Here is a 22,911-nt window from a genome sequence, read left to right on the forward strand (position 1 = left end):
CTTAATGTATTATTCTATTACCATTATATTACTTTCTGGAAATCCTAGTTTCATTAGTATTTCCTTTGCTTTTTCTCTATGATCTCCTTGAATTTCTATTCTCCCATTTTTTACAGTCCCTCCTGCGGCTAATTTTGACTTTAACTCAGAAGCTATCTTCTTTAAATCATTTTCTCCACTATCTATACCTTCAATTACAGTAACTTCTTTTCCATATCTTCTTTTTTCTAATCTTATCTTTATAAATTGTTCTTCTTTATTTAATTGTTCACATATATCTTGTGGTAGTCCTCCACAGAAATTATCCGCCATGTTTCTAAGTTAGTATTATGTATATTCCCCTTTTTGAGCTTTTCTATTAACAAAAAATTTAAATGGCCGATAGATTCCATATCTTTTTATGGATAAATATAGATGTGGAAGATGTGGAAAAACATTCGATGATGATAAATTAAAAGTACTGCCGGGTGTCAGATGTCCATATTGTGGATATAATATAATTTATATGATAAGAAAACCCACAGTAAAAGTAATTAAGGCAATTTAGATTTTATTATAGCAGCAGTCTCCATAATCATTTTTGCACCTAAGATTGATGTTATCCCTGTTGGATCATATGAAGGAGTTATTTCTACTATGTCAAATCCTACAACTCTTTTATCTGCTATCAAATTAACAATGTCAAGAATAATTGATGGTGATAGACCTTCTGGTTCTGGGGTAGCAACTCCTGGAGCAAATGACGGATCTATAGCATCCATATCATAAGTAATGTAAATTCTCTTACATTCTGTAGTAAAATTAATTATTTTTCTTGCGACTTCTCTAGGTCCTATCATTTGAACTATATTTGAAGTTATAAAAGGAATTTCTGCATTTTTTGCATATTCTAGCTCTTCTTTACTTACTGCTCTATTTCCTATTTCTATAATTTTTAATCCACTTTCTGTTAATCTTCTCATTACGCAAGCATGATCATACTTATACCCAAGATAATCATCTCTTAAATCTAGATGTGCATCAAAACTTATTACACAATCAGCCTTTGTACCTTGAGCTGTACCTATAGTTATACTGTGTTCTCCTCCTATTGAAATAGGAATTTTACCTTGATCACTGAAGAAACTTATAACATCTTTAATTCTTTTTACATTTTCTTCTACATCTGAAGGGTGTAAAGCAATATCTCCTACATCATTAAATCCTATATCTCCCATATCTATGCCAGTTCTTAATGAATAAAATTCTATGTTAGTAGCTGCATCTCTTATTGCAGATGGAGCAAATCTACTACCTGGCCTAAAACTGCTTGTAATATCCATTGGAATTCCTATGATTGTAAATGGAGACTTATCGTTGTTAAATCCTGCAAAATTTCGACTTAGAGAATTTAAGTACAATAATCTAGGATCGTTCATGAGTTAAGAACTGTAAAGAAGTTTATAAACTTGATATATGATTTTGTCTTGTGTCTGATACTGAAAAAAGTATGGAGAAAATCCTTGAGTTAGCTAAAAGAAGAGGAATTTTTTGGCCCTCATACGAAATATATGGAGGAGTAGCTGGACTTTATGATATTGGACCTATTGGAAGTAGAATAATGAATAAGATTATACAATTATGGAAAAAAATCTTCATACAAGAAAATAGCGATTTTGTTGTTGAAATAGAAACACCCATGATAACACCTCAAAAGGTATTTGAGGCTAGTGGACATTTAGAAAAATTCACTGATCCAATAGTAGAATGCAACAAATGCCATAGAGTCTATAGAGCTGATCATCTAGTAGAACAAATATTAAAAATAAATGCTGAAGGAATGTCAACTCAAGAATTAACTAATATAATTAAAGACAAAAATATAAAATGTCCAACATGTGGAGGAGATTTAGGAGACGTAAGGAATTTTAATTTATTATTTTCAACAAACATAGGTCCTTATTCTGGTACTACAGGCTTTCTTAGACCAGAAACTGCACAGGGAATGTTTACAGCATTCAAAAGAGTATATGAAACTAGCAGACAAAAATTACCTCTTGGAATAGCACAAATAGGTAGAGTAGCAAGAAACGAGATTTCTCCTAGACAAGGATTATTAAGAATGAGAGAATTCAGTATTATGGAAATAGAATTCTTTATAGATCCTGAAGATACCAACGTTCCTATTGATAAATACGCTGATATGAAACTAAACATACTACCAGCAGATCTAAAAATTAAAGGAGAAAAGCCAATATCTATAAAAATAGATGAAGCGATAGCTGAAAAAATCGTTCTTAATCCTTGGATGGCATATTGGATGGCTACAGCAAATAAATTTGTAAAAGAATTAGGTATTCAAGAAGATAAAATATACTTTGAAGATAAACTTCCAAATGAGAGAGCTCATTACTCTAGTCAGACATTTGATCAAATAATAATCCTAGGAGAGGATAAAGTTGAAATTTCTGGGCATGCCTATAGAGGAGATTATGATCTATCAAGACATTCAAAATATAGTGGTCAAGATTTATCAGTATTTAAAAAGTACGATAAACCAAAGATTGTAAAGAAAAAAATTATTATATTGAATAAAGATAAATTAAATTCTGAGGGTAAAGAATTCAATAAAGAATTAATGAAAAAAATTAGTGGCTTGTCTCCAGAAGAAGTAGAGAAAATATTGCATGAAAAAATACTTGGAAAAGAAATAAGCGAATTTGTTACTATCGGAGAAAGAGAAGAAAAAGAGCAAGGTAAGAAATTCTTCCCTCATGTAGTTGAGCCATCTTTTGGAGTTGAAAGATGCTTGTATATATCAATATATAATGCTTATAGAGAGAAAAAAGATAGAGTAATATTATCATTACCTAAAGCCATTGCACCTTATGAAGTTGCAGTATTTCCTCTCTTAGAAAAAGAGGAATTGATAAATAAAGCAAAAGAGATTTACGATTTACTAAAGGATAAATTTGATACTATTTACGATGATTCTGGAAGTATAGGAAAGAGATATGCTAGAGCAGATGAAATAGGCATTCCATACGCTATTACAGTTGATCAACAAACTATTGAAGATAATTCAGTAACTATAAGAGATAGAGATACATGGAATCAGATTAGAGTTAACGAAAAAGAATTAATTAGTTCTTTGGACAAGTTATTTAGAGGAGAAAAGGTTCAACAATAGCTCGAGGGATAATTATGAGTAAAGAGGAAAATAGAGAAAAAGAGGAAGGAGAAAAAGAGCATAAAGTAGATATTAAAAATTTAGTAAGTGTAATTCCTCCAGCTTCTGCTTTAAAGAATAAAGAAAAAGCGCCTCCAAAGGAAAAAAGAGTAAAGATAAAGAAAAAAGCAGATATAGATGAAGGAACTATAATAATTTCAAATAAATTAAAGAATTCTATGAAAATAGGAAATGAAGTCGAGATATCAGTTAAAGGCAAAAAACTAAGATTAAAAGTAATATCACAAGATGGAATAGGAGAAATAGAAACTTGGGCTAATCCAGCTGATATGTTAAAGCTTGGATTAGAGGATAATAGTACGGTAACTTTGAGGGCATTGTGATGAACGAAAGCGAGATAAAAGTAAATATAACATTAAATCATTTCGAAAGTTTAATAGAGGACCATTCAACATATCTTAGCGAGCTAGAGAACATTTCTGTAATACCTGAATTAGATTATGATCGAATTGTGAGAATAATGAAAAGAATGAGAAGAGTAAGAAGAGACTTACATTCTGGAATTAAAATTATTACAGAAAATATAGGCCAAATTCAAAATCCCAAGCTTAAAGAAGAAGCTATAGGTATAGTAAGTTATTTGAATCTAATTGGATTCAAGGACGAAAAAGAGATTCTACAGAATTTATCTAATGAAGCAAAAAAATTAGGATATGAACTAGATATAAATGACGATATCAAGCAAATAGATGAAATATTAAGTTTACTCTCGAAAATAAGTTTATAAGTTGATATTATGAGTATCGCACATCTAACTTTAGAAGAGAGACTTCAACAAATTTCAATAAAAGTTGTTGATGAAGTTAGAGTAACTTATGAATTCCTTAGTAGTTCTAACAAGTTAAATCCAATGCAAGTATATGCCAAAGTTAATGGAATAAAAAATAGTATAGAAAATGAAAAGTACCTTTTAGGGGAATATATAATTAAAATAAAAGAAGGGTTAGAAGATAAAGATCTTTATATGGAAATATTAGATAATTTAGAAAAAATTGCTCAAAATATTGATGCCGCGACTTATAGAATTAGCGTATTACTAACCAGGGATTCTAAATTAGATGAAGTATTAAATAAGGTTCTGATTACTATGTGCGAAAAAATAATTGCTTCTATTACTCATCTAATTGAAGCATTTAAAGAATTATCAATTAATACTAAAAAAACTATAGAAGAAGCTAGAAATATTATAAAACTCGAAGAAGATGTCGATGACCTTTATAGAAATCTTGAGTTAAAGCTATTTGAAAAAAATTATGATGATCTAGTTTACGTTATGCTTATGAAAGATATTGCAGATAGGCTTGAAGACAGTGAAGATATGATTAGAGACTCAGCAAACTCTATTACCTATATAGCCTTTGGTAGAATTTAATGATAAGAGGATATTTGTTTGCTGATAGAGTAGTAATTTTTAATATAGATGATGCTAGAAAAATATATTCGCTGGGATATTATGGTAAACCATTAGGATTTTCAAAGCCAAAAAAAGCAGATGATATAAATACTCCACTCGAACTCTCCTTAATAGAAGCATTATATTTAGTTAGAACAAGTAAGTTAGAAATAATTCATAATAGTAAGATACTTAGTTTACAAGAATTTTTCGAATATGCAAAAAATAAAATAAATAGATTTGAGATTTTATATTTAATATATAACGATTTAAGAGATAAGGGATTTATAGTTAGATCTGGAATAAAATTCGGTGCAGATTTTGCAGTATACACGCTTGGACCAGGTATAGAACATGCACCATATGTTGTAATAGCATTAGATGCTAAGACAAAAGTGTTAGCAAATGAGCTGATGAGTTTTGGTAGAGTATCACACAGTACAAGAAAAAAATTAATCTTAGGTATAGTAGATTCTACAACTAAAAATATAAGATACGTAATGTTTAAATGGGTGAAATTATAGTCTATATATTAGACAACATAAAAAATGGGGGTTTTGATTGAGAAATAATTACAATCAAAGAAGCTTTAATAGAGGAGAAAGAGGACAAATAACAGAAAATGAACCAAAGCCTCTACCTTTAGGAGATAAATGCAACTATTTATGCCCATACTTTAAGTGTAATAAAAGAGCATTAATGATACAAACAAAATATTCTAAGGGAAGCCCATACAGAGTAGGATTCTGTAGATGGGTCGGAGATACTTGCATAACTGGAGAATGTCAATATGCATACTGTGAAAAAAGAGCATTATTACCTGGCAATAAGTGTGCATTTGCAACAAATAAGAAAGATGGAAACTTCGATATTGATAAAGAATTCAAAGGAAGCGACGAGTATGATGACAAAGTGAAAGATCTCTTATCTAAGAAGCTAGGGAAGAAGAACGTAGATCTCATTTAGACCATCTATGATAAAGATTATTCCTTATTCCAAGTAAGTCAATAGATTTTCCTACTATGAAATTTATTATATCGTCTACAGTTTTTGGTTTAGTATAGAAACCAGGAGAGGCAGGCATTATTATACCACCAGCTCTAGTTACTTTTAATGCGTTTTGTAATTCTATCTCACCTAATGGCGTTTCTCTTATTACTAATACTAATCTTCCTTTTGTTCTTAGAAAATTAATTGCAGTTCTAGTTAGTAAATTTGATGTAATACCAGATGCAATATATGCTAACGTATTTATACTACACGGTATTATGATCATCCCTTTAGTTATGACAGTGAAACTAGAACTAGCCATTGGTGCGTCTATTTGATCCTCAGTAAAGACGTTCTTTGAGAACTTATTCACTTCAGAAAGTAAGTCTATACCATTTTCATCTTCTGCAACTTTTATTGCAGGTTTAGTGATGATGACATAAGTGTCATATCCTTCTTTACTTAGAAATTCGATAGCTCTTATTCCATATATTATCCCGCTAGAACCAGAAACTCCTATAATAACTTTCTTGCGTTTTTTTGTTGTCTTTGTTTCATTTGCTCTTGCTTCTTTAACCATTCTCTCATCCATTCTTGATAGCACTTACTGCTACAAAATGTCATTGGCTTATTGTTACAACAAGTTTTAACAACAAGAGGTTTTTCTCTTATTATTTGATGGCACATATCGCATCTTATTGCAGTATTGCTTGCATCAATTTCTAACGGCATGATTATCTTCTTATTATACACCTATTAATATGCGTTTTTATCATCAATTATATATAAGTTAGTTTATAACCTAGTTATAATGTTTAATATGCATGGACTCTATAAGAATTAAACAAGTTGATGAAGTGAAGATCTCAAGGTATATTTTAAAATACACATTAGAGGACTGGAATAATATTGTTGAAAGTGATGCAGTGATAGTAGGAGCAGGACCATCAGGAATGACTGCAGCATATTACTTAGCTAAGGCTGGACTAAAGACAGTAGTTTTTGAAAGAAGACTGAGTTTTGGAGGAGGTATAGGAGGAGGTGCAATGCAATTTCATAAATTAGTGATAGAGACTCCAGCAGATGAAGTATTAAAAGAATTTGGCATTTCATTAACTAAAGCAGAAGAAGGAGTTTACATTGTTGATAGCGCAGAATTTATGGCTAAATTAGCTTCTAAAGCTATAGATGCCGGTGCAAAAATAATTCACGGAATTAGTGTAGATGATGTGATTTTTAGAGAGAATCCATTAAGAGTAGCTGGAGTGGCAGTAGAATGGACAGGAACTCAAATGTCTGGATTACATGTAGATCCATTATTCATATCATCTAAAGCAGTAGTCGATGCTACTGGACATGATGCTGAAGTAATTTCAGTTGCATCAAGAAAAGTTCCAGAATTACAAATTTCTATACCAGGTGAAAAGTCAGCATATAGCTCTATAGCTGAAGAGTTAGTAGTGGAAAATTCCGGAAAAGTAGTTCCAGGATTATATGCTGCAGGAATGGCAGTATGTGAAATAAAGGCATTACCGAGAATGGGACCTATATTCGGAGCTATGGTATTGTCAGGCAAGAAAGTTGCAGAAGATATAATAAGAGATTTGAGTAACACTTAAATCCTTTTTTTAAAATCTATATGCGATGAGTCAAGCTCAACAAGTTAAAATTTCAGATAAAGTTCAAGGTGTAATTGAAAGAGACATAAGCAATAAAGTAGTAGGCAGAAGAGAACTAACTATTAAGCTATTCCATATTGGAGCAGGAACTCCTTCAAGAGAAGAGATAAAAAATGCTATATCATCATTACTAAATAGTCAAAAAGATCTAATTGTTGTTAGAAAAATTTCTACTAGTTACGGCTCTGGAACTAGTATCGCTAGAATTCATGTATATGATAAAAAAGAAATTATGGAAAAATTTGAACCAAAACATTTATTAAATAGAGGCACTTCTGCAAAGAAAGAAGGTGGAGAAAGTGGCAAAGAAAAATCAAGTTAAAGCATCTGTAAGACTTTACTATGAAGTAGAGAATAATGAAGTAAAATTGAAAAATAAAAAATGTCCTAGATGTGGAAGTGTTATGGCGCATCATCTAAAACCTAAAGAAAGATGGAGTTGTGGTAAATGCGGATATACCGAATTTGTTACGGGGAAAAAGTAAAATATGCTTGTTTTAGGAATTGAATCTACTGCACATACTTTTGGTGTTGGAATAGTAATTGATGAAGAACCTTTTATTTTAGCAAATGTTAGAGATACTTTTGTACCTAAAACTGGTGGAATGAAACCAGGAGATTTAGCAAGGCATCATGCTATAGTAGCGCCAGATGTTATTTCAAAAGCTTTGAAAGAAGCTAAGATTAAAATAGAAGACGTCGATGGAATTGCAGTTAGTCTAGGTCCTGGAATTGGACCTGCATTAAGAGTTGGTGCAGTTATAGCTAGAGCATTATCTTTAAAGTATAATAAAAAACTTATTCCAGTAAATCATGGAATTGGGCATATTGAAATAGGTTATCTAACTACTCATGCAATTGATCCATTGATTCTTTATTTATCTGGAGGAAACACAATAATTACTACATTTTATGAAAAGAAGTTTAGGATATTTGGAGAAACTTTAGACATTGCCTTAGGAAATATGATGGATACTTTTGTAAGAGAAGTAGGTTTAGCGCCCCCATACATAAAAGATGGTAAACATGTTATAGATATATGCGCAGAAAAAGCAGAAAAATATATAGATTTACCTTATGTTGTAAAAGGACAAGATATGTCTTATTCTGGATTACTAACAGCAGCATTAAAAGCTACTAAGAAGAATAAACTAGAAGATGTTTGCTTTAGCCTAAGAGAGAATGCGTTTGATATGTTATTAGAAGCTACAGAAAGAGCATTAGCATTAACAGGTAAAAAAGAGTTAATGATAGTAGGTGGAGTAGCAGCTAGTGTAAGTTTAAAAAAGAAATTAGAATTATTAGATAATGACTGGAATATAAAGACTAAAATAGTTCCATTAAACTTTTCTGGAGATAACGGTGCAATGATAGCCTATGCTGGACTTCTAGAATTAAAGAGTGGAGTAAGTATACCAATCGAAAAATCTGAAATAAGACCAAGATGGAGGATAGATGAGGTAGAAATTCCTTGGAGGAATTGAAATTAATAAAAAGAGGCGCAGAATCATATATTTATGAAACATATTTCTTAGGTATTCATGCAATAGTAAAGAAAAGAGTGTCCAAATCTTATCGTAATCCCTTACTAGATAAAAAAATCAATTCTGAAAGAACTTTGTTGGAAGCTAAATTAATTTATTCGGCTTTAGAAGCTGGTGTTAATGCTCCAGCTGTTCTCTTTATAAATAAAGACGACTTCAGCATAATTATGGAATATATAGATGGAATAACTGTTAAAGATTATCTTTGTTCTAATAAAGAAATTAATTTAGAAAAATTAGGCGAACAAATTGGAGAAATAATTGGAAAGCTTCATAAGGCTAAAATAGCACATGGAGATCTCACAACAAATAATTTGATAATAAAACCTAATACTAACGATATTTTTATAATAGATTTTGGATTATCTAAAAGATCAGAAGATATAGAAGATTATGCTACTGATGTTCATGTCTTTTTACGATCATTAGAAAGTATTCATCCAGATAAAAAAGATATAATATTTAAGGGATTTATAAATGGATATTCTAAGATAATAAGTTTTTCAGATGAAGTTATGAAAACATTAAAAGATATACGAATGAGGGGAAGATATGTCGAAGAAAGAAGAAATAAAAATAGTAACAGGGAATAAGAGAAAGTTTGAAGAATTAAATGAGATAGCTAAAGAATACAACTTAAAGCTTTCAATGATTGACTTACCTAAATTTGAAATTCAAGCAGATACACTTGAAGAAGTTGTAAGACATGCTGCATCAGTAATATATACCATGTTACATGAACCAATAATTTTAGAAGATAGTGGATTATTTATAGAAAGCCTTAATGGATTTCCCGGGCCATATACAAAATTTGCAAAACAAACAATAGATATTAACGGAATCTTGAAACTTATGACTAACATAGAAAATAGGAAAGCGTATTTTAAAACAGCATTAGCGTATGTTGATGAATATGAAATTAAAATATTTACTGGAGAAGTTCACGGTAAAATAAGTTATGAAGCTAAAGGAGATAAAGGCTTTGGATTTGATCCAATATTTATTCCAGATGGATGTGAAAAAACTTTTGCAGAGCTTAATATTCAAGAAAAAAATCAATATTCGCATAGAAGTAGAGCTTTTAGAAAATTTCTAGAATATTATTTATAGATTTTTGTTTCTTCAATACTTTCCTCGTTAAGTTGTTTATAATATTTTATGTAATATGAATTTATGTAACGCAAGTCGTCTTCTGTAAGATCTGGCATATCTTCTATTTCTATAAATTCGTCTAATTCGCTAACGGACGTTATATTTGGAATAACTGTACTAACATTCTTATTACTTAATACAAATTTTAATGCCAACTGAGATAATTTCATGTTCTTAGATTTAGCAAATTCTAAAATCTTTTTACTATTGTTTACTGCATTTTCAATCCATTTTATATTCTTAAAGCTTCTATGAAGCTTCTTATCCTCTGATATTGGCCATTTATCTTCAATTAGTGCGTCTGAGGCATGAGGCACTCTTACAATGTGTCCAATATTATGTTCAAGGAATATTTTACCTGGATATTGTTCAATCATATTATAAATATGTTCTAGAGTTTCATACCCCATTTTTATACTAGCTAATCCTTCTTCTTCCCAACCTAACGTTGGTCCTAAAGCTATTCCAATAGCCCTTGCAATTCCATCTTTTTTTAAGCTTACCATAAAATCGTATATTTCTTTATTTATTATAATATTCATTTTTGGATTATGGAGCATTAATATATCTATATAATCTGTATTTAATCTTTTTAATGATTCTTTTATTGCAAATTCAAGATATTCTATATCAAATCTTTGGTGAGACTTATTATTTTGCTTATGATAAAAATCATACCCGATTTTCGTCAAAATAACTATATTGTCTCTTTTGTTTCCTAAGGTTTTTGATAATATTTCTTCAGCTTTTCCTTCACCATATATATCTCCAGTATCGTAAAAATTAATTCCTGAAGAATACGCTTTTCTCAAAATATCTTCTGCCTTAACATTAGACGCCCACCAGTCTGTAGCTAGACTCCATAATCCAATTCCAATTTCAGAAGCTTTAATTCCAGTATAACCAACGGATCTAAACCTCATGTCATACCACTATTAATTAATTTAACACTCTTAAAAATAAAGGTAGATATTGATAAGAAATGTTGATAAGAGTAGAAGAAAAAGAGTTCGATAAAATATTCACGCGATTAAAGGAAATGATATATGAGTATAATTCTAAAATAAGTGGTACTGATGTATATCTAAAGCCATTTCATATCGTATATAAAAACGGTAAAAAATACATATATATAGGGAAGTATTGGTACAAACTAGAGAAAATTAACGGAAAAGTAAAATGGATATATTTAGGTAAACAAAAACCTATAAACAATTTACCTGATCCACCTAAATTCCCCGAAATAACAATAATAAAAGATGAGAAAAGCTATATAGTAGATGATGAGATATTATACAATTTCTAAAGAAAGCTTTTCCTTAATGTTCTCTTTATTCATTCCTATCTTTAATCCATTTATTATAGTTATTAAATCTTCAGTATCAAGCCTAACTAGTTCAGCTAGAGCTAAAGCTGTAACTGGGGTAAACGGAGATCCCATAAATGTGTCAACAGCACCTCTTCTTGCCTTCATTTTAGCATACCTATATAACGAAGCCATTGTAGAGTATGGATCTGATATTTTTATAAACTTAGAATAAACTGTTCTTCTTATTATATCAACTAACGCATTTAAATCTTGGGTAGTAGATAGTTCCCTTATGGTATCTAATGAAACTTCACAAGAGATATTACTAAGCATTTTTTTCCTTAATGCTAAACTTATAGAATAATAATCCTTGTATGTGCAAATTATCGCATCAGCAGAAGCTTTCCAGTCCCCTCTAAGTGACTCAACTATTTGAGAAAGTTTTTCTATAAAATAAAAGTCAAGCAACGAATTAATTTGTGAAACGTCTTTTGGATTCTTATTCAACGCATATTCTAATCCTTCGCCATATATAGATCCTTTTAGATTTGATCTTAGTTCCTCAACTGTAGATGGTTTACTTTCTATTAACTTGCTAAATTCATCAGTGGTAGGTAGTTCTACTTTATTATAAATTGAAGATACAATTCCTTTAAATTCGTCTAATGTAAATAAATAATAATACAGCTGAAGAATATCATGAGACATTTTAACTGAGGAAGCTAGATTAGAAAATTTTTTAATTTGCGTTATAGCTCTTTGTTTTAGGATTTTTTCGAATTCTTCTATACTATTTGGAATTTCTTCTATAAATCCTCTATCTTTTAAAATGCTTATTGCATCTTTCCAGTTGTTTTCTGATAAAATTTCTGTTACTAAACTCCTGGTTAAAGTCTTAGACTTATATAATCTAGAAATAGAAGAGACATAAGCCATAGAGGCTGAGCTCACTTATATGCACCTTTTATAGCATCTAATAAGTATGAAACAGCTTTCTCGAAGTTCTTATTTGCTGAATTTCTAATTTCTGTAATTTTCTTATCTTTTTCAGTATTATATGACGCCCTTAATTGTTCTATTTGAGCTTGAGTATCCTTATCTAGATCAGATGAAATCTGACTAAGTACTTTATTTATTTCTTCCTGCATTTGATTTGAAAGTCTTACTGCAAGGTCTATTAGTTTCTTTGTATCATCAGATGTACTTAGCTTTAACTTATCAATATCCTCCTCGAATTCTACTATGTACTTCGGGTAAGATTCAAATCTAGAATTACTCATATGCCTATTTATAGAGATGTCCCTTTTATAGATTTTCTGCCCCTTATAATATAGCCAGTATGTATAACCCCTATGTTTTTAGGCCTAGTTGCATTCTCTTTTACTTGGTATTCTCTCATTATAAGTTCTTCTGCATGAACATCTATAAATCCTTGATTTTTCATAGCTAAGTAGGTTTTTTCAATCTGATTAACAGTAGGAACAAAAGCTATCAATTCTGAAGATGACTTAAGAGATTCGTATGCTCGTGGAACAGCATTCCATGGATCTGGCATGTCCAAAAAGATAGCATCTACGTTTTTCTCGTCTATTCCTTCTCTAATGTCTTTATTTTTAAATTCTATTCTATCAATCAAATTAAGAATGCTGGCATTAAATTTTGCTGTATCTTGCATATCTTGCCTTATATCATATGTTATTATCTTTCCATTAGCTCCAACTGCATAAGCTAATGAAATAGTTAAAAATCCAGAACCTGTACCAGCTTCAACTATAGTATCTCCAGGTTTAATACCAGAAATATATATCATATATGCTACATCTTTTGGATATAATACTTGGGAAGGTCTATTAAAAGTGGTATATATATCTGCAGGTATTGGTTTTAATAATAAAGCTTCACCTCTACTCATTTTTATAGTATCTCCATACTCTTTTCCAATTATACTATCATGAGTTAGGAATCCTTTATCAGTATCTAATCTTTTTCCTTTGGTTAATTTCACTAAATATACTCTTTTTATGTCTATCCAGATAGTTACTGGATCTCCTTCTTTTAGTGGCACAAAATGAAAATAGTATTCTATTAAAAAACGTTATCTTCAGTGTTGGTGTCTTAACTCATCTTTCGTTAATACCAGCCTTCATCATTATTCTTTTATCCATAATTCCTTTCTAATAAAATCTCCTATTGCAGCTCGTATAACTTCGCTTCTAGACTCATATCTTCCAGTATTTACTAACTCATCTATAGATTCTAAAAATTGTTCTGGTAGTTTTACGGTTATTATTTTCATTAAAGATCGATTAAGTTATCTATAAGAATTTGCTTTTTAAGAATTTGGACAAGATATATACGTTACGTTATTTAGCTTGCTCCCAAAGGTGATTAAAATAAACTGACGCTATGTCTACGATATACTTATGATTTGAAAACAACCCGGAAAGCTTATCAGCGTTTTTTATTATTAAAAGAACAGCTGACGAAGTAATTATCCCACTTCCAAACATGCTCTGAAGTTTTCTAGTATTTACTCCTGAAAGATTATTAATTTGCATATCGTTTTGTAAAATTAATTTGATATCGGAATTATATGATTTGACCTTTATTAATTCTAAAATATCAGTTTCTAAAATTTCTGGAAAAGAAACTGCAATCATAATTTTATTTGATGAGTCCAAAATTTCAAATATAGTTGATTTTAGTTTAGAAGGAGGGATCATTGTGATACTATAAGTGGACGATGTAGATAACATAGAAGATAAAGGTTCTATAAAGTCTTTTTCGAATTCGTTAATTTTTACTTCTATAGTCTTTTTTACGTTAGCCCAAAGGTCTCTAAGTGGTATTGCCTCATAAAATGCAGGTTTCTTTCCTATTCTTCTTATCCATCCTTTTTCTTCTAGTTTTCCTAAAATAGTATATATTTTAGTATATGAAATTCCCATTTTTTCTGATAGCTCTCTAGCACTCATTTGGCCTTCCAACAGTAAAAATGAATATATTTTTAGATCTGTTCTTGAAATTCCTAAGATTGAAGCAAACCTAGATACTCTTGAAAGTAATTCATCTACTGGATTATCTTCCATTAAAATTATTATATACCACATAGCATTAAAGATTATTAGGTGAAATAGATGGGTGGAGTACAGAAGAAATCAATCTCTACAATGGAAAAGAGAATAAAGAAAGAAGCTGAAGCACAACAGAAAAAAGCTGCTGCTGGAAGAAAAAGTAATAAAACTGGAAATGAAGTAATTTCAAAGAATATTACTATAAATAATGATACTATAAAGAAAATCCAAGAAGAAATAAGTAGAGAAAAAATGATTACACCTTATACATTAGCAAATAAAGTTGGAGTAACATTGAGCGTAGCAAAGAGAATATTAAAAGATTTAAATGAACAAGGAACAATAAAAGAAGTATTTAGGAATAGAAGAACAGCCATATATACTGCTAACTCCCAGGCTTAGCAACAGTTTGTTTTTCATTTGAAATAACTTTATTCTTTTTAATACTCTTATATAACCCATTTATTATTCCTTCTAAACCACTTAATTTTGCCATAACATTTTCCTTATTTTGTGTTATCATAGAACTTTCAACAACAATTATCGAATCTTCCTCTTCTGCTTCTTTATATATTAGGGATTCAGGAGTAGCAATAAATGTAGGAGAATAGCCAGTAATTTCCCCATCTTCATTTTCTATCATTTCACCATTAATTAAATAAGAAAGCCCATTCTCAATAGTTCTCGAAATTGTTACATATTTAACTATCTCTTGTTTTTTACTTATAGGTCTAGTAGTACCTATTATAGCTTGTGATCCACCAAATGCTAAAATTCTGTTAATCTCTGGCGAATATAAATCGTCTTCTGCAATTAGCCCATACTTCTTATCTAATACAATATGAATCGGCTCTTTTCCACCAGATATTCCTAATCTAATATCTTTCTCTGACATCATTATTTTTCGATATTTACCTATTATTTCTCCATCAGGCGATATTATCAAGGTAGTAAGAAATATCTTTGGACCAGCTTGTTCTAATAAAGGACCAGCTATTACATGTATTTGTCCTTCCATAGCTAGCTTTACAAGAATATCAGTAGAATTACCTGGTATCTTCTCAGCTAAATTCTTTACTATACTTCTCATTTTCTTCTCGTTATTATATAACTCAAATGTATTACCTACAGGAAATAGCGAAGGTAATACTATTAATTTAGCTCCTCTATCTTTAGCATTTTTGATTAGCTTTTTTGCTTTTTCTATATTATGCTTTCTTGACATTTCTTTCAATTTTAGATAGGTCAGTGATATCAACATGAATATTCACCCAATACTTTGTATTTCACTATATAATTGCTTTAATACTTGTCTGTAATCCTCTTTGCCTTCTTCGATCCTATCCATACGTTCTAGTAAGTCTCTTGTTCTATCTTCAGATACAAATTTTGAGTAATTATTTATAAGAAACTCGTATACATTCGTACCTAACTTAGATGGCACAATTCTTTTAACTTTTCTACTTTCAATTATATATCCTCTTTTTAGTAAGGTAGAAATTATAGTAGCGTACGTACTTGGTCTTCCTATTTTTTTATTTTTCATTTCTGTAATAAGTTCTCCTTGAGTATATAAGGAATAATCACTCTTAGTAATTGATCCAGTTATAACACCGTCAAATTCACAATTCTTGTTATTCATACAATTTAATATCTTATTTACTGTATCTGAATATGAAGAATCTCTTGTTGCAAAATATATTTTAGGATAATATAAAGATAAATTTTCTAGGTTTATATTATTAGGCAAGGAAATATTCATAAGTAAATCTAATTCTGGTGTTTCAATTTTTATTTCTTTCCCATTGCTCATTGCCTTAATTTTTACATGTAACTTGTCAATATTCAAAGGAACCAATTGGCTAGAAATAAATCTAGAAAATATTATTCCATATATTCTATAGTGATTAAGTGTAAGTCTTTTAGATAGTACCAGGTCTCCCTCTTCTATAGCAGCTCTAAGTTGTTTTTCATCTAAAGGTTTAGTAGGCCTTATAGCTTCATGCGCACCTCCTTCTCCCCAAGTTCTAGGCTTAAATATTGCTTTATAATTATCACCTAACATTTGTTTCAAATAATTTTCTGCAATTCCTATTCCAGTATTTGAAATTCTAGTACTGTCAGTTCTATGGTAAGTTATTAGACCCATTTCAAATAAATCTTGGGCTATTCTCATAGTTTCTGAAGCAGATATTCCATAAAGATTAGACGAATCAGAAAGAAGAGTGTCAGTAGTGTAAGGAGGTAATGGACCAAAAGTAGTACTCTCTTTAGATACGTTATCTATTAATATCTTTATATTTGAGTTTTTACTTACATTTTCTTGTCTAGGAACAAGTACTGATAGTGAATTCAAAAATTTCACTATGTATACAATTCTTTTTGTAGTATTATATTGATTGTATCTATTTACTACCCATCCTAGAACTGGAGTTTGTACTCTACCTGCACTTAAATTTCTATTTAATGTTGTACAATTATCATTTTTAAGTACATTCCCACAATATGTGTTCCAAAACTCAGTTTGAAGTTTACTTGATAAGCTAAATCCTATCCATCTATCTTCTATTCTTCTGACTATCTGAGATTGTAATAATGGTATAGAAAATGCCCTAGAATTATTTATAGCAGATACTATTGCTCTTCTAGTTACTTCATGAAATTCAGCTCTTTTTATATTAGCATTAAAAGGCCTTAAAGTAAAATATAGATCCCAAGCTATCTTTTCTCCTTCAACATCTGGATCAGTACCTATTAATATTTCATCTGCCTCTAACGCGACCTGCTTTAACGATTCTATAACATTTGCTTTATCTTTAATATTCGTAGAACCGCATATGGGACACGTTTTATTTTCTCCATATTCTGTAAATTGATGTCCTTTATCACATCTTTTTATTGTATTATAGTAAGGTATAAATTCCTTATCGTGATTCTCTTTAACTTCTATACCGTGTATACCTAAATTTTTGGTAGTTAAGTCATAAAGATGTCCTTCACTAGCCGTTACCATTAGTAGTTTATCTCCCATTACTGTCTCGTATATTAGTAAATTTCCAAAATTACGTATTGTAGGCTTAGAAAAGAAGTTAGAAATAGTTCTTGCTTTATTAGGAGATTCTACAATAAATAAAACTGTTTTAATATTTCCAATAGACTCAGAAACTAATATACCTTCTTTTTTAATTTTTTCTATCTTTTCTCTTTCTGATTCGATTTTATTTTTTAAATCTAATAAATCCCAATTACCTATTTTATTATTATCTATATCTATTATATTCCAATTTATTGAATCTAGAACCAAAGATAATTTTCTATTCAATAATTCAAATAATTTTTTATCATCTACTAAAAGAATTGAAAGACCAGTAGTTAATTCTCCTCCAAATATTCTTGATGTCCTACCAGAAGCTTGAATATACGTAAGATAGTCTGGAGTTGTGACATAATCTCCAATTATAGAAAGATCTCCAATTTCAGAAATTTTAGCTAGGATTTCTTTATCCTTAAGATATTTATTTACGATATCGTACCCTTCTTGAATGTATTTATCTGAAATATTTCCCTCCTTTACACTCTTAGCAATCATAGCTAAAGCGGTAGGAGATGTTCTACGTAAGTAATTTCTCACTATTCTATATACTTTTGTAATATTATCGTCCTTGACTATCAAAGAAATCAGCGTAAGCATCTTTAACATTGCTATTGGATGCATAGTTTCGCCTAATTTGAATCTAAACCTTGGTATACCTACAAATAGTGCATATTTTATTCTCCAAGGAATGTCTATTCCTCTAACTAAAATACCATAATGAGTTGCTACTCCAACCAAAGAATCTATTTCTCCATCTTCAAATTTTTCTAATTTCTTGACTGATGATGACGATATTGCTTCAGCCTTAATTCCAGAAATATTTTTCGCTATATATTGTGCAAATTCAGTTCCTTTATCTACAGGAACAAAAATTAACCCTCCACTACCTAATTTATTTACAATTTTATTTATTAATGCTATCAAATCACTATCGTTCATCGAATTAATATAAGCATATGAATCTATTACATTTCTAAGATATATTGAAGCACTACCTGGTCTAAAACCCATTAATGATGAAAATACTGGATTACTTTTGGTTATAGTTGCAGATGAAAAAATTGATATTCTATCCTTAATTTTCTTTTCCCTTATTTTTCTTATTTCATCAAAAACATTAGGATCATTTCTAGACTTCCTTAAAAGATCTCTAACAGTATCTATATCCTCTTCTGAAAAACCAGCTAACTTTAATATCACTAAAGCACTTTTCCCTGACTTTAAGACTGAATCTATATCATCTACAAAAATATATTTATAATTATGATTAAAAACTGTATCAAAATTAGCCATTAAATATCTAGATGTAGATAAAAATATGTCAAAATCATCTTGTGAAATAGCCTTTTCCAATTCTTGCTTTGAAGATTGAGATAAACCAGAATAATAATACACTAACTTAGGAGTAAAATCAAGACTCTTGCTCATTTCTTGAATTTTTTGTATTACCTGCGTAACTAATGTTTTTGTAGGAAATAACATTAAAGTTTTATTGTGGAGTCGAGAAAAATATAATGACATAATTATACCAAAAGTAGTTTTACCCAATCCTGGTGGTGCAATAATAGCAAAGCTTTCACCCCTTAGTGCTCTAATTATCCATGATCTTTGAGGACCAATAGGAGGAGAGCCTAGAATGTTTTTAAATAAATCTTCCACTTTTTCAAATTCTAAAAGATTATGATAATATGAGTTCAGTTTTTTTAATTTATTAGTATCTATGAGATAATTGATAAGATCCCTCAATGAATTAAATGTTTTATCATTTGGTACGCATGAGTGACAAGCAGAACCCCTATAAAGTTTGCTTGATGTAATATCGCATCCACAGTTTGGGCAGGAATTCATATAAACTACTTCTGGAAGTTGTTCATTCATTACTAGTGTTTCTAGATAAGACTTATTTAAAAGGTTTAGCAATACTTTCTTAATGGCAGATTCAATTAAGCTTAGAGTATCGGAAGCAAGACAAAGAGATGTAGGAAGAAAAATTGCTAGATTGTCCGAATCAGTAATGAATAAATTATCTATAACAACAGGAGATTATATAGAAATAGATGGACCTTCTGGTTCTAGTTTAGTACAAGCAATGCCAGCATATGATATACCAGAAGATGAAATACGAATAGATGGATATGTAAGAAAGACTATAGGAGTTTCTATTGGTGATGAAGTAACAATAAAAAAAGCGAGAGTTGATCAAGCTACTAAAGTTGTTTTAGCTCCAGAAGAGCCAATAAGATTTGATCAAAGTTTTGTTGATTACGTAAAAGACCAATTAATGTATAAACCATTAACAAAAGGTGAAACAATACCAATACCTATTTACACTGGAGTTATAAATCTCACAGTAGTAACAACTCAACCTTCAAATTTTGTATTTGTTAGTTCAGAAACTCAGATAGATATCAAAGAAGAACCTATGAAATCTTCTGGAGAAGGATATCCTAAAGTAACATGGGAAGATATAGGAGATCTAGAAGATGTAAAAAGTAAAATAAGAGAAATTGTAGAGCTACCAATGAAACATCCTGAAATATTCCAGAGGTTAGGAATAGAACCACCTAAAGGAGTTCTATTATATGGACCTCCAGGAGTAGGAAAAACATTACTAGCTAGAGCATTAGCAAGCGAGATAGGAGCTTACTTTACTTCCATAAATGGACCAGAAATAATGAGTAAATTTTATGGAGAAAGCGAAGAAAGATTAAGACAAATTTTTGAAGAAGCAGAAAAGAATGCTCCATCAATAATTTTCATAGATGAAATAGATGCTATAGCTCCTAAGAGAGAAGAAACAACTGGAGAAGTGGAAAAAAGAGTTGTTTCTCAGCTCTTAACGTTAATGGATGGAATAAAAGGAAGAGGTAAAATAGTTGTAATAGCTGCTACAAATAGACCAGATGCTATAGATCCTGCATTAAGAAGACCTGGAAGATTTGATAGAGAAATAGAAATAAGACCACCAGATGTAAAAGCCAGAAAAGAAATATTACAAGTTCACACCAGAAATATGCCATTAACCGAAGATGTAAATTTAGACGACATAGCAGAAATGACAAATGGTTACACTGGAGCAGACTTAGCAGCATTAGCTAAAGAAGCTGCTATGAGTTCATTAAGAAGATTTATGGAAGCTGGAAAAATAAATCTTGATCAAGGTCAGATTCCTGCAGACTTATTGAAAGAGCTTAAGGTATCAATGAATGATTTCTTAGATGCAATGAAGTCAATACAGCCTACATTATTAAGAGAAGTATATGTAGAAGTTCCAAAAGTTAGATGGTCAGATATAGGAGGATTAGATAATGTAAAACAACAATTAAAAGAAGCTATAGAATGGCAAATAAAGTTTCCAAATGCGTTCGCAAAAGCTGGTATTAGAGCTCCTAAAGGAGTTCTATTATATGGACCTCCAGGAACTGGAAAAACTATGTTAGCTAAAGCAGTAGCCACTGAGAGCGGGGCTAATTTTATAGCAGTACGTGGACCAGAAGTATTATCAAAATGGGTAGGAGAAAGTGAGAAAGCAATAAGAGAAATATTTAGAAGGGCAAGACAAACTGCACCTACAGTAGTATTCTTTGATGAAATAGACTCAATTGCACCAATGAGAGGATTTTCCACTGATAGTGGAGTAACAGAAAGGATGGTAAATCAATTGCTAGCTGAAATGGATGGTATAACTCCATTAAATAAAGTAGTTGTAATAGCTGCTACAAATAGACCAGATATATTAGACCCAGCACTGTTAAGACCAGGTAGATTTGATAGGATAATATATGTTCCTCCACCAGATAAACAAGCTAGATTAGAAATATTGAAAGTTCATACTAAGAATGTTCCACTAGATAATGATGTTAATCTAGAAACTATAGCTGAGAAAACTGAAGGGTATACAGGTGCAGATTTAGAAGCAGTAGTTAGAGAAGCTACAATGTTAATGTTACGCGAGGCTTCGTCTCAATGTGATCAGAAAGCTAAAAATGAATGCAGCAAAGACGGTAAATTAAATGAAGAATGTTACAATAAGGAATTAAGAACATGTATGGATAACTTTACTGGAAAAGTGAACATGAATCATTTTACAAAAGCATTAGAAATAGTATCTCCAAGTCTAACTAAAGCTGATATAGAAAGATATGAGAGGATGGCAAAAGATCTGAAGAGAAGTGCATTAGTATGAAAAAATACAAAATTTTATTAGTTATTGCAGACGGATTAGGCGACAGACAAGTTAAACAATTAGGGAACAAGACTCCATTAGAAGCTGCCGACAAGCCTAATATCAAAGAATTATTAAAATCTTCATTTGTAGGCTTAATGGATCCAATTGCTCCAGGTATAGTTGCAGGTAGTGATACTTCTCATTTAGCTATTTTTGGTCTTGATCCTCATATTTATTATCGTGGTAGAGGGGCTTTAGAGGCTCTTGGAGCAGGCGGAGAAGTATATCAAGGAGACGTAGCATTTAGAGGAAATTTTGCTACAGTGGATCAAGAGTTAAACGTTACAGATAGAAGAGCAGGAAGAACAATAGACGAAGGAAATGAACTAGTCAAAGAGCTAAATAGTAGAATAGAAAGAATAAAAGGAGTAAAGGTTAGATTTTATAAGGGAACAGAACATAGGGTAGCAGTAGTTCTTTCTGGAAGCGGACTTAGTGATAAAATAAGTGATACAGATCCGCATGAAGTAGGCAAAAAAGTATTAGATAGTAAACCTTTAGATTCGAGTATTGAAGCAAAAAGAACTTCAGAAATAGTTAATGAATTAACAAAAAAAATTTATGAAGTCCTATCAGCTTCTGAGTATAATAAAAAAAGGATAGAGAAAGGTCTTCCTCCAGCTAATATAGTATTACTTAGAGGAGCCTCGACATATTTAGAATTGCCCAAAATTCATGATTATGCACATCTTAGTGCAGCAGCCGTCTCAGCTACAGCCTTAATCAAAGGAGTATGTAAAGCAATAGGAATGCATGTATATACTCCGGAAGGAGCTACTGGAGGATTAGATACAAATTATGATGCTAAAGCGGAAAAAACAGCACAATTATTAAAAGAAGATAAATATAATTTCGTATTTTTACATATAAAAGCAACAGATGCAGCATCACATGACGGAAAAGCAGAAGAAAAAGTAAAAGCTATAGAAAAGATAGATAGAGCGATTGGCAAAATTCTAGACATTGCTGGATCTGAATACGTTATTTTATTTACTGGAGATCATGCTACACCAGTTGAATTAAAAGAACATAGTGGAGATCCAGTTCCAGTGCTTCTGTACGTACCCGAAAATATAATTTCTGATAATCTGTTGGACTTTAACGAAAGAGAGGCTAGAAAAGGAAGTTTAAGAATAAGAGGATTAGATGTTATTAATTTATTACTTAGTTATTCGAATAGAGCAAGTAAATACGGTGCATGAAGAAGCTCGAAAGGTCG

The 22,911-nt window shown here is 30.7% G+C and carries 29 protein-coding genes; 17 read left to right on the top strand and 12 right to left on the bottom strand.

The features are described from left to right. Positions 1–9: 9 nt before the first annotated feature. Entirely contained in the window at positions 10–312 is a 303-nt protein-coding gene (gene yciH, locus B6F84_RS06840) for a stress response translation initiation inhibitor YciH (RefSeq protein ID WP_148691559.1), read from the bottom strand. 88 nt (positions 313–400) lie between these two features. Here yciH and B6F84_RS06845 point away from each other — a divergent pair, with 88 nt between their 5' ends. Then, positions 401–547, top strand: coding sequence for a DNA-directed RNA polymerase subunit P (locus tag B6F84_RS06845; RefSeq protein WP_148691560.1), 147 nt, complete (start codon positions 401–403; stop codon positions 545–547). On the opposite strand, the gene speB is transcribed toward B6F84_RS06845, so the two are convergent. Further along, positions 534–1,418, bottom strand: coding sequence for an agmatinase (gene speB / locus B6F84_RS06850; RefSeq protein WP_148691561.1), 885 nt, complete (start codon positions 1,416–1,418; stop codon positions 534–536). The two genes, B6F84_RS06845 and speB, sit on opposite strands and share 14 nt — an antisense overlap. Positions 1,419–1,489: 71 nt before the next feature. On the opposite strand from speB, the gene glyS reads away from it, so the two are divergent. From glyS to B6F84_RS06880, 6 genes are read left to right on the top strand one after another with little or no spacing between them, the layout of a single operon-like run. Beyond that, entirely contained in the window at positions 1,490–3,169 is a 1,680-nt protein-coding gene (gene glyS, locus B6F84_RS06855; protein WP_148692858.1) for a glycine--tRNA ligase, read from the top strand. A gap of 14 nt (positions 3,170–3,183) precedes the next feature. After that, a complete protein-coding gene (locus tag B6F84_RS06860; protein WP_148691562.1) occupies positions 3,184–3,552 on the top strand; it encodes a hypothetical protein in 369 nt (122 codons plus the stop codon). Continuing rightward, positions 3,552–3,956, top strand: coding sequence for a hypothetical protein (locus B6F84_RS06865; protein WP_148691563.1), 405 nt, complete (start codon positions 3,552–3,554; stop codon positions 3,954–3,956). The genes B6F84_RS06860 and B6F84_RS06865 overlap by 1 nt, the downstream gene beginning before the upstream one ends. Before the next feature lie 9 nt (positions 3,957–3,965). Beyond that, the gene (locus tag B6F84_RS06870) at positions 3,966–4,601 is read left to right on the top strand and encodes a phosphate transport regulator (protein ID WP_148691564.1); all 636 of its coding nucleotides are present in this window, start codon (positions 3,966–3,968) and stop codon (positions 4,599–4,601) included. Next, positions 4,601–5,146 (top strand): tRNA-intron lyase, encoded by a 546-nt coding sequence (gene endA, locus B6F84_RS06875; RefSeq protein WP_148691565.1) that lies wholly within the window; start codon positions 4,601–4,603, stop codon positions 5,144–5,146. The genes B6F84_RS06870 and endA overlap by 1 nt, the downstream gene beginning before the upstream one ends. A 37-nt stretch (positions 5,147–5,183) precedes the next feature. Continuing rightward, positions 5,184–5,588 carry a hypothetical protein gene (locus tag B6F84_RS06880; protein ID WP_148691566.1) on the top strand — a complete coding sequence of 135 codons (405 nt, stop codon included), beginning with the start codon at positions 5,184–5,186 and terminating at the stop codon, positions 5,586–5,588. Here the strand turns inward: B6F84_RS06880 and B6F84_RS06885 are convergent. Beyond that, complete coding sequence (locus tag B6F84_RS06885; RefSeq protein ID WP_236748912.1) at positions 5,581–6,192, bottom strand: UbiX family flavin prenyltransferase; 612 nt, start codon at positions 6,190–6,192, stop codon at positions 5,581–5,583. The genes B6F84_RS06880 and B6F84_RS06885 overlap by 8 nt on opposite strands. Continuing rightward, positions 6,129–6,344 (bottom strand): hypothetical protein, encoded by a 216-nt coding sequence (locus B6F84_RS06890; protein ID WP_148691568.1) that lies wholly within the window; start codon positions 6,342–6,344, stop codon positions 6,129–6,131. Before B6F84_RS06890 ends, B6F84_RS06885 begins: the two co-directional genes overlap by 64 nt. 92 nt (positions 6,345–6,436) lie before the next feature. Here B6F84_RS06890 and B6F84_RS06895 point away from each other — a divergent pair, with 92 nt between their 5' ends. The 6 genes from B6F84_RS06895 to B6F84_RS06920 are packed head-to-tail and all read left to right on the top strand — an operon-like array spanning position 6,437 to position 9,945. Further along, positions 6,437–7,231, top strand: a complete 795-nt coding sequence (locus tag B6F84_RS06895) for a sulfide-dependent adenosine diphosphate thiazole synthase (protein WP_148691569.1) — start codon at positions 6,437–6,439, stop codon at positions 7,229–7,231. A gap of 25 nt (positions 7,232–7,256) precedes the next feature. Further along, positions 7,257–7,613, top strand: coding sequence for a 30S ribosomal protein S24e (locus B6F84_RS06900; protein WP_148691570.1), 357 nt, complete (start codon positions 7,257–7,259; stop codon positions 7,611–7,613). After that, positions 7,555–7,776: a 30S ribosomal protein S27ae gene (locus B6F84_RS06905; protein ID WP_187152775.1), complete on the top strand. Its 222-nt coding sequence runs from the start codon at positions 7,555–7,557 to the stop codon at positions 7,774–7,776. The genes B6F84_RS06900 and B6F84_RS06905 overlap by 59 nt, the downstream gene beginning before the upstream one ends. 3 nt (positions 7,777–7,779) lie before the next feature. Beyond that, positions 7,780–8,775, top strand: a complete 996-nt coding sequence (gene kae1 / locus B6F84_RS06910) for a KEOPS complex N(6)-L-threonylcarbamoyladenine synthase Kae1 (RefSeq protein ID WP_148691572.1) — start codon at positions 7,780–7,782, stop codon at positions 8,773–8,775. Then, positions 8,763–9,428 carry a Kae1-associated kinase Bud32 gene (locus tag B6F84_RS06915; RefSeq protein ID WP_148691573.1) on the top strand — a complete coding sequence of 222 codons (666 nt, stop codon included), beginning with the start codon at positions 8,763–8,765 and terminating at the stop codon, positions 9,426–9,428. Before kae1 ends, B6F84_RS06915 begins: the two co-directional genes overlap by 13 nt. Beyond that, on the top strand, positions 9,388–9,945 hold the full coding sequence (locus tag B6F84_RS06920) for an XTP/dITP diphosphatase (RefSeq protein WP_148691574.1): 558 nt from the start codon (positions 9,388–9,390) through the stop codon (positions 9,943–9,945). Before B6F84_RS06915 ends, B6F84_RS06920 begins: the two co-directional genes overlap by 41 nt. Here B6F84_RS06920 and B6F84_RS06925 read toward each other — a convergent pair. Further along, complete coding sequence (locus B6F84_RS06925; protein ID WP_148691575.1) at positions 9,936–10,910, bottom strand: aldo/keto reductase; 975 nt, start codon at positions 10,908–10,910, stop codon at positions 9,936–9,938. The genes B6F84_RS06920 and B6F84_RS06925 overlap by 10 nt on opposite strands. 59 nt (positions 10,911–10,969) lie before the next feature. Between B6F84_RS06925 and ubp the strand changes: the two genes are divergently transcribed. Further along, positions 10,970–11,293: a UBP family nucleoid-associated protein gene (gene ubp, locus B6F84_RS06930; protein ID WP_148691576.1), complete on the top strand. Its 324-nt coding sequence runs from the start codon at positions 10,970–10,972 to the stop codon at positions 11,291–11,293. Here the strand turns inward: ubp and B6F84_RS06935 are convergent. From B6F84_RS06935 to B6F84_RS06955, 5 genes are all read right to left on the bottom strand, one after another. Then, on the bottom strand, positions 11,279–12,247 hold the full coding sequence (locus B6F84_RS06935; RefSeq protein ID WP_148691577.1) for a V0D/AC39 family V-type ATPase subunit: 969 nt from the start codon (positions 12,245–12,247) through the stop codon (positions 11,279–11,281). The two genes, ubp and B6F84_RS06935, sit on opposite strands and share 15 nt — an antisense overlap. After that, a complete protein-coding gene (locus B6F84_RS06940; protein ID WP_148691578.1) occupies positions 12,244–12,576 on the bottom strand; it encodes a hypothetical protein in 333 nt (110 codons plus the stop codon). The genes B6F84_RS06935 and B6F84_RS06940 overlap by 4 nt, the downstream gene beginning before the upstream one ends. 8 nt (positions 12,577–12,584) lie before the next feature. Beyond that, complete coding sequence (locus B6F84_RS06945) at positions 12,585–13,361, bottom strand: tRNA (adenine-N1)-methyltransferase (RefSeq protein WP_148691579.1); 777 nt, start codon at positions 13,359–13,361, stop codon at positions 12,585–12,587. Positions 13,362–13,445: 84 nt separating this feature from the next. Continuing rightward, complete coding sequence (locus tag B6F84_RS06950; RefSeq protein WP_148691580.1) at positions 13,446–13,592, bottom strand: ribbon-helix-helix domain-containing protein; 147 nt, start codon at positions 13,590–13,592, stop codon at positions 13,446–13,448. Positions 13,593–13,659: 67 nt separating this feature from the next. Next, complete coding sequence (locus B6F84_RS06955) at positions 13,660–14,385, bottom strand: TrmB family transcriptional regulator (protein WP_148691581.1); 726 nt, start codon at positions 14,383–14,385, stop codon at positions 13,660–13,662. A gap of 48 nt (positions 14,386–14,433) precedes the next feature. On the opposite strand from B6F84_RS06955, the gene B6F84_RS06960 reads away from it, so the two are divergent. Continuing rightward, positions 14,434–14,772, top strand: coding sequence for a 30S ribosomal protein S25e (locus B6F84_RS06960; RefSeq protein WP_148691582.1), 339 nt, complete (start codon positions 14,434–14,436; stop codon positions 14,770–14,772). Here B6F84_RS06960 and B6F84_RS13850 read toward each other — a convergent pair. Both B6F84_RS13850 and rgy read right to left on the bottom strand, forming a co-directional pair. Continuing rightward, entirely contained in the window at positions 14,756–15,631 is an 876-nt protein-coding gene (locus B6F84_RS13850) for a carbon-nitrogen hydrolase family protein (RefSeq protein WP_187152653.1), read from the bottom strand. The genes B6F84_RS06960 and B6F84_RS13850 overlap by 17 nt on opposite strands. 6 nt (positions 15,632–15,637) lie before the next feature. Further along, entirely contained in the window at positions 15,638–19,342 is a 3,705-nt protein-coding gene (rgy, locus tag B6F84_RS06965) for a reverse gyrase (RefSeq protein WP_187152654.1), read from the bottom strand. 52 nt (positions 19,343–19,394) lie between these two features. Here rgy and B6F84_RS06970 point away from each other — a divergent pair, with 52 nt between their 5' ends. Together B6F84_RS06970 and B6F84_RS06975 are read left to right on the top strand one after the other, a co-directional pair. Beyond that, positions 19,395–21,650 carry a CDC48 family AAA ATPase gene (locus tag B6F84_RS06970; protein WP_148691583.1) on the top strand — a complete coding sequence of 752 codons (2,256 nt, stop codon included), beginning with the start codon at positions 19,395–19,397 and terminating at the stop codon, positions 21,648–21,650. Next, positions 21,647–22,894, top strand: a complete 1,248-nt coding sequence (locus tag B6F84_RS06975; RefSeq protein WP_148691584.1) for a 2,3-bisphosphoglycerate-independent phosphoglycerate mutase — start codon at positions 21,647–21,649, stop codon at positions 22,892–22,894. The genes B6F84_RS06970 and B6F84_RS06975 overlap by 4 nt, the downstream gene beginning before the upstream one ends. Positions 22,895–22,911: the final 17 nt, after the last annotated feature.

This window comes from Acidianus manzaensis, assembly GCF_002116695.1.
Lineage (GTDB): Archaea > Thermoproteota > Thermoprotei_A > Sulfolobales > Sulfolobaceae > Acidianus > Acidianus manzaensis.

What these genes read in the sequence shown, in the direction of transcription:
- B6F84_RS06895 (WP_148691569.1), top strand. Translation starts at nt 6,437, where the DNA reads ATGGACTCTATAAGAATTAAACAAGTTGATGAAGTGAAGATCTCAAGG.
- B6F84_RS06885 (WP_236748912.1), bottom strand. Translation starts at nt 6,192, where the DNA reads ATGGTTAAAGAAGCAAGAGCAAATGAAACAAAGACAACAAAAAAACGC.
- rgy (WP_187152654.1), bottom strand. Translation starts at nt 19,342, where the DNA reads ATGAATGAACAACTTCCAGAAGTAGTTTATATGAATTCCTGCCCAAAC.
- B6F84_RS06900 (WP_148691570.1), top strand. Translation starts at nt 7,257, where the DNA reads ATGAGTCAAGCTCAACAAGTTAAAATTTCAGATAAAGTTCAAGGTGTA.
- kae1 (WP_148691572.1), top strand. Translation starts at nt 7,780, where the DNA reads ATGCTTGTTTTAGGAATTGAATCTACTGCACATACTTTTGGTGTTGGA.
- B6F84_RS06870 (WP_148691564.1), top strand. Translation starts at nt 3,966, where the DNA reads ATGAGTATCGCACATCTAACTTTAGAAGAGAGACTTCAACAAATTTCA.
- B6F84_RS06925 (WP_148691575.1), bottom strand. Translation starts at nt 10,910, where the DNA reads ATGAGGTTTAGATCCGTTGGTTATACTGGAATTAAAGCTTCTGAAATT.
- B6F84_RS06920 (WP_148691574.1), top strand. Translation starts at nt 9,388, where the DNA reads ATGTCGAAGAAAGAAGAAATAAAAATAGTAACAGGGAATAAGAGAAAG.
- endA (WP_148691565.1), top strand. Translation starts at nt 4,601, where the DNA reads ATGATAAGAGGATATTTGTTTGCTGATAGAGTAGTAATTTTTAATATA.
- B6F84_RS06975 (WP_148691584.1), top strand. Translation starts at nt 21,647, where the DNA reads ATGAAAAAATACAAAATTTTATTAGTTATTGCAGACGGATTAGGCGAC.
- speB (WP_148691561.1), bottom strand. Translation starts at nt 1,418, where the DNA reads ATGAACGATCCTAGATTATTGTACTTAAATTCTCTAAGTCGAAATTTT.
- B6F84_RS06960 (WP_148691582.1), top strand. Translation starts at nt 14,434, where the DNA reads ATGGGTGGAGTACAGAAGAAATCAATCTCTACAATGGAAAAGAGAATA.
- B6F84_RS06940 (WP_148691578.1), bottom strand. Translation starts at nt 12,576, where the DNA reads ATGAGTAATTCTAGATTTGAATCTTACCCGAAGTACATAGTAGAATTC.
- B6F84_RS06865 (WP_148691563.1), top strand. Translation starts at nt 3,552, where the DNA reads ATGAACGAAAGCGAGATAAAAGTAAATATAACATTAAATCATTTCGAA.
- B6F84_RS06955 (WP_148691581.1), bottom strand. Translation starts at nt 14,385, where the DNA reads ATGGAAGATAATCCAGTAGATGAATTACTTTCAAGAGTATCTAGGTTT.
- B6F84_RS13850 (WP_187152653.1), bottom strand. Translation starts at nt 15,631, where the DNA reads ATGTTGATATCACTGACCTATCTAAAATTGAAAGAAATGTCAAGAAAG.
- B6F84_RS06890 (WP_148691568.1), bottom strand. Translation starts at nt 6,344, where the DNA reads ATGCCGTTAGAAATTGATGCAAGCAATACTGCAATAAGATGCGATATG.
- ubp (WP_148691576.1), top strand. Translation starts at nt 10,970, where the DNA reads ATGTTGATAAGAGTAGAAGAAAAAGAGTTCGATAAAATATTCACGCGA.
- yciH (WP_148691559.1), bottom strand. Translation starts at nt 312, where the DNA reads ATGGCGGATAATTTCTGTGGAGGACTACCACAAGATATATGTGAACAA.
- glyS (WP_148692858.1), top strand. Translation starts at nt 1,490, where the DNA reads ATGGAGAAAATCCTTGAGTTAGCTAAAAGAAGAGGAATTTTTTGGCCC.
- B6F84_RS06845 (WP_148691560.1), top strand. Translation starts at nt 401, where the DNA reads ATGGATAAATATAGATGTGGAAGATGTGGAAAAACATTCGATGATGAT.
- B6F84_RS06860 (WP_148691562.1), top strand. Translation starts at nt 3,184, where the DNA reads ATGAGTAAAGAGGAAAATAGAGAAAAAGAGGAAGGAGAAAAAGAGCAT.
- B6F84_RS06950 (WP_148691580.1), bottom strand. Translation starts at nt 13,592, where the DNA reads ATGAAAATAATAACCGTAAAACTACCAGAACAATTTTTAGAATCTATA.
- B6F84_RS06970 (WP_148691583.1), top strand. Translation starts at nt 19,395, where the DNA reads ATGGCAGATTCAATTAAGCTTAGAGTATCGGAAGCAAGACAAAGAGAT.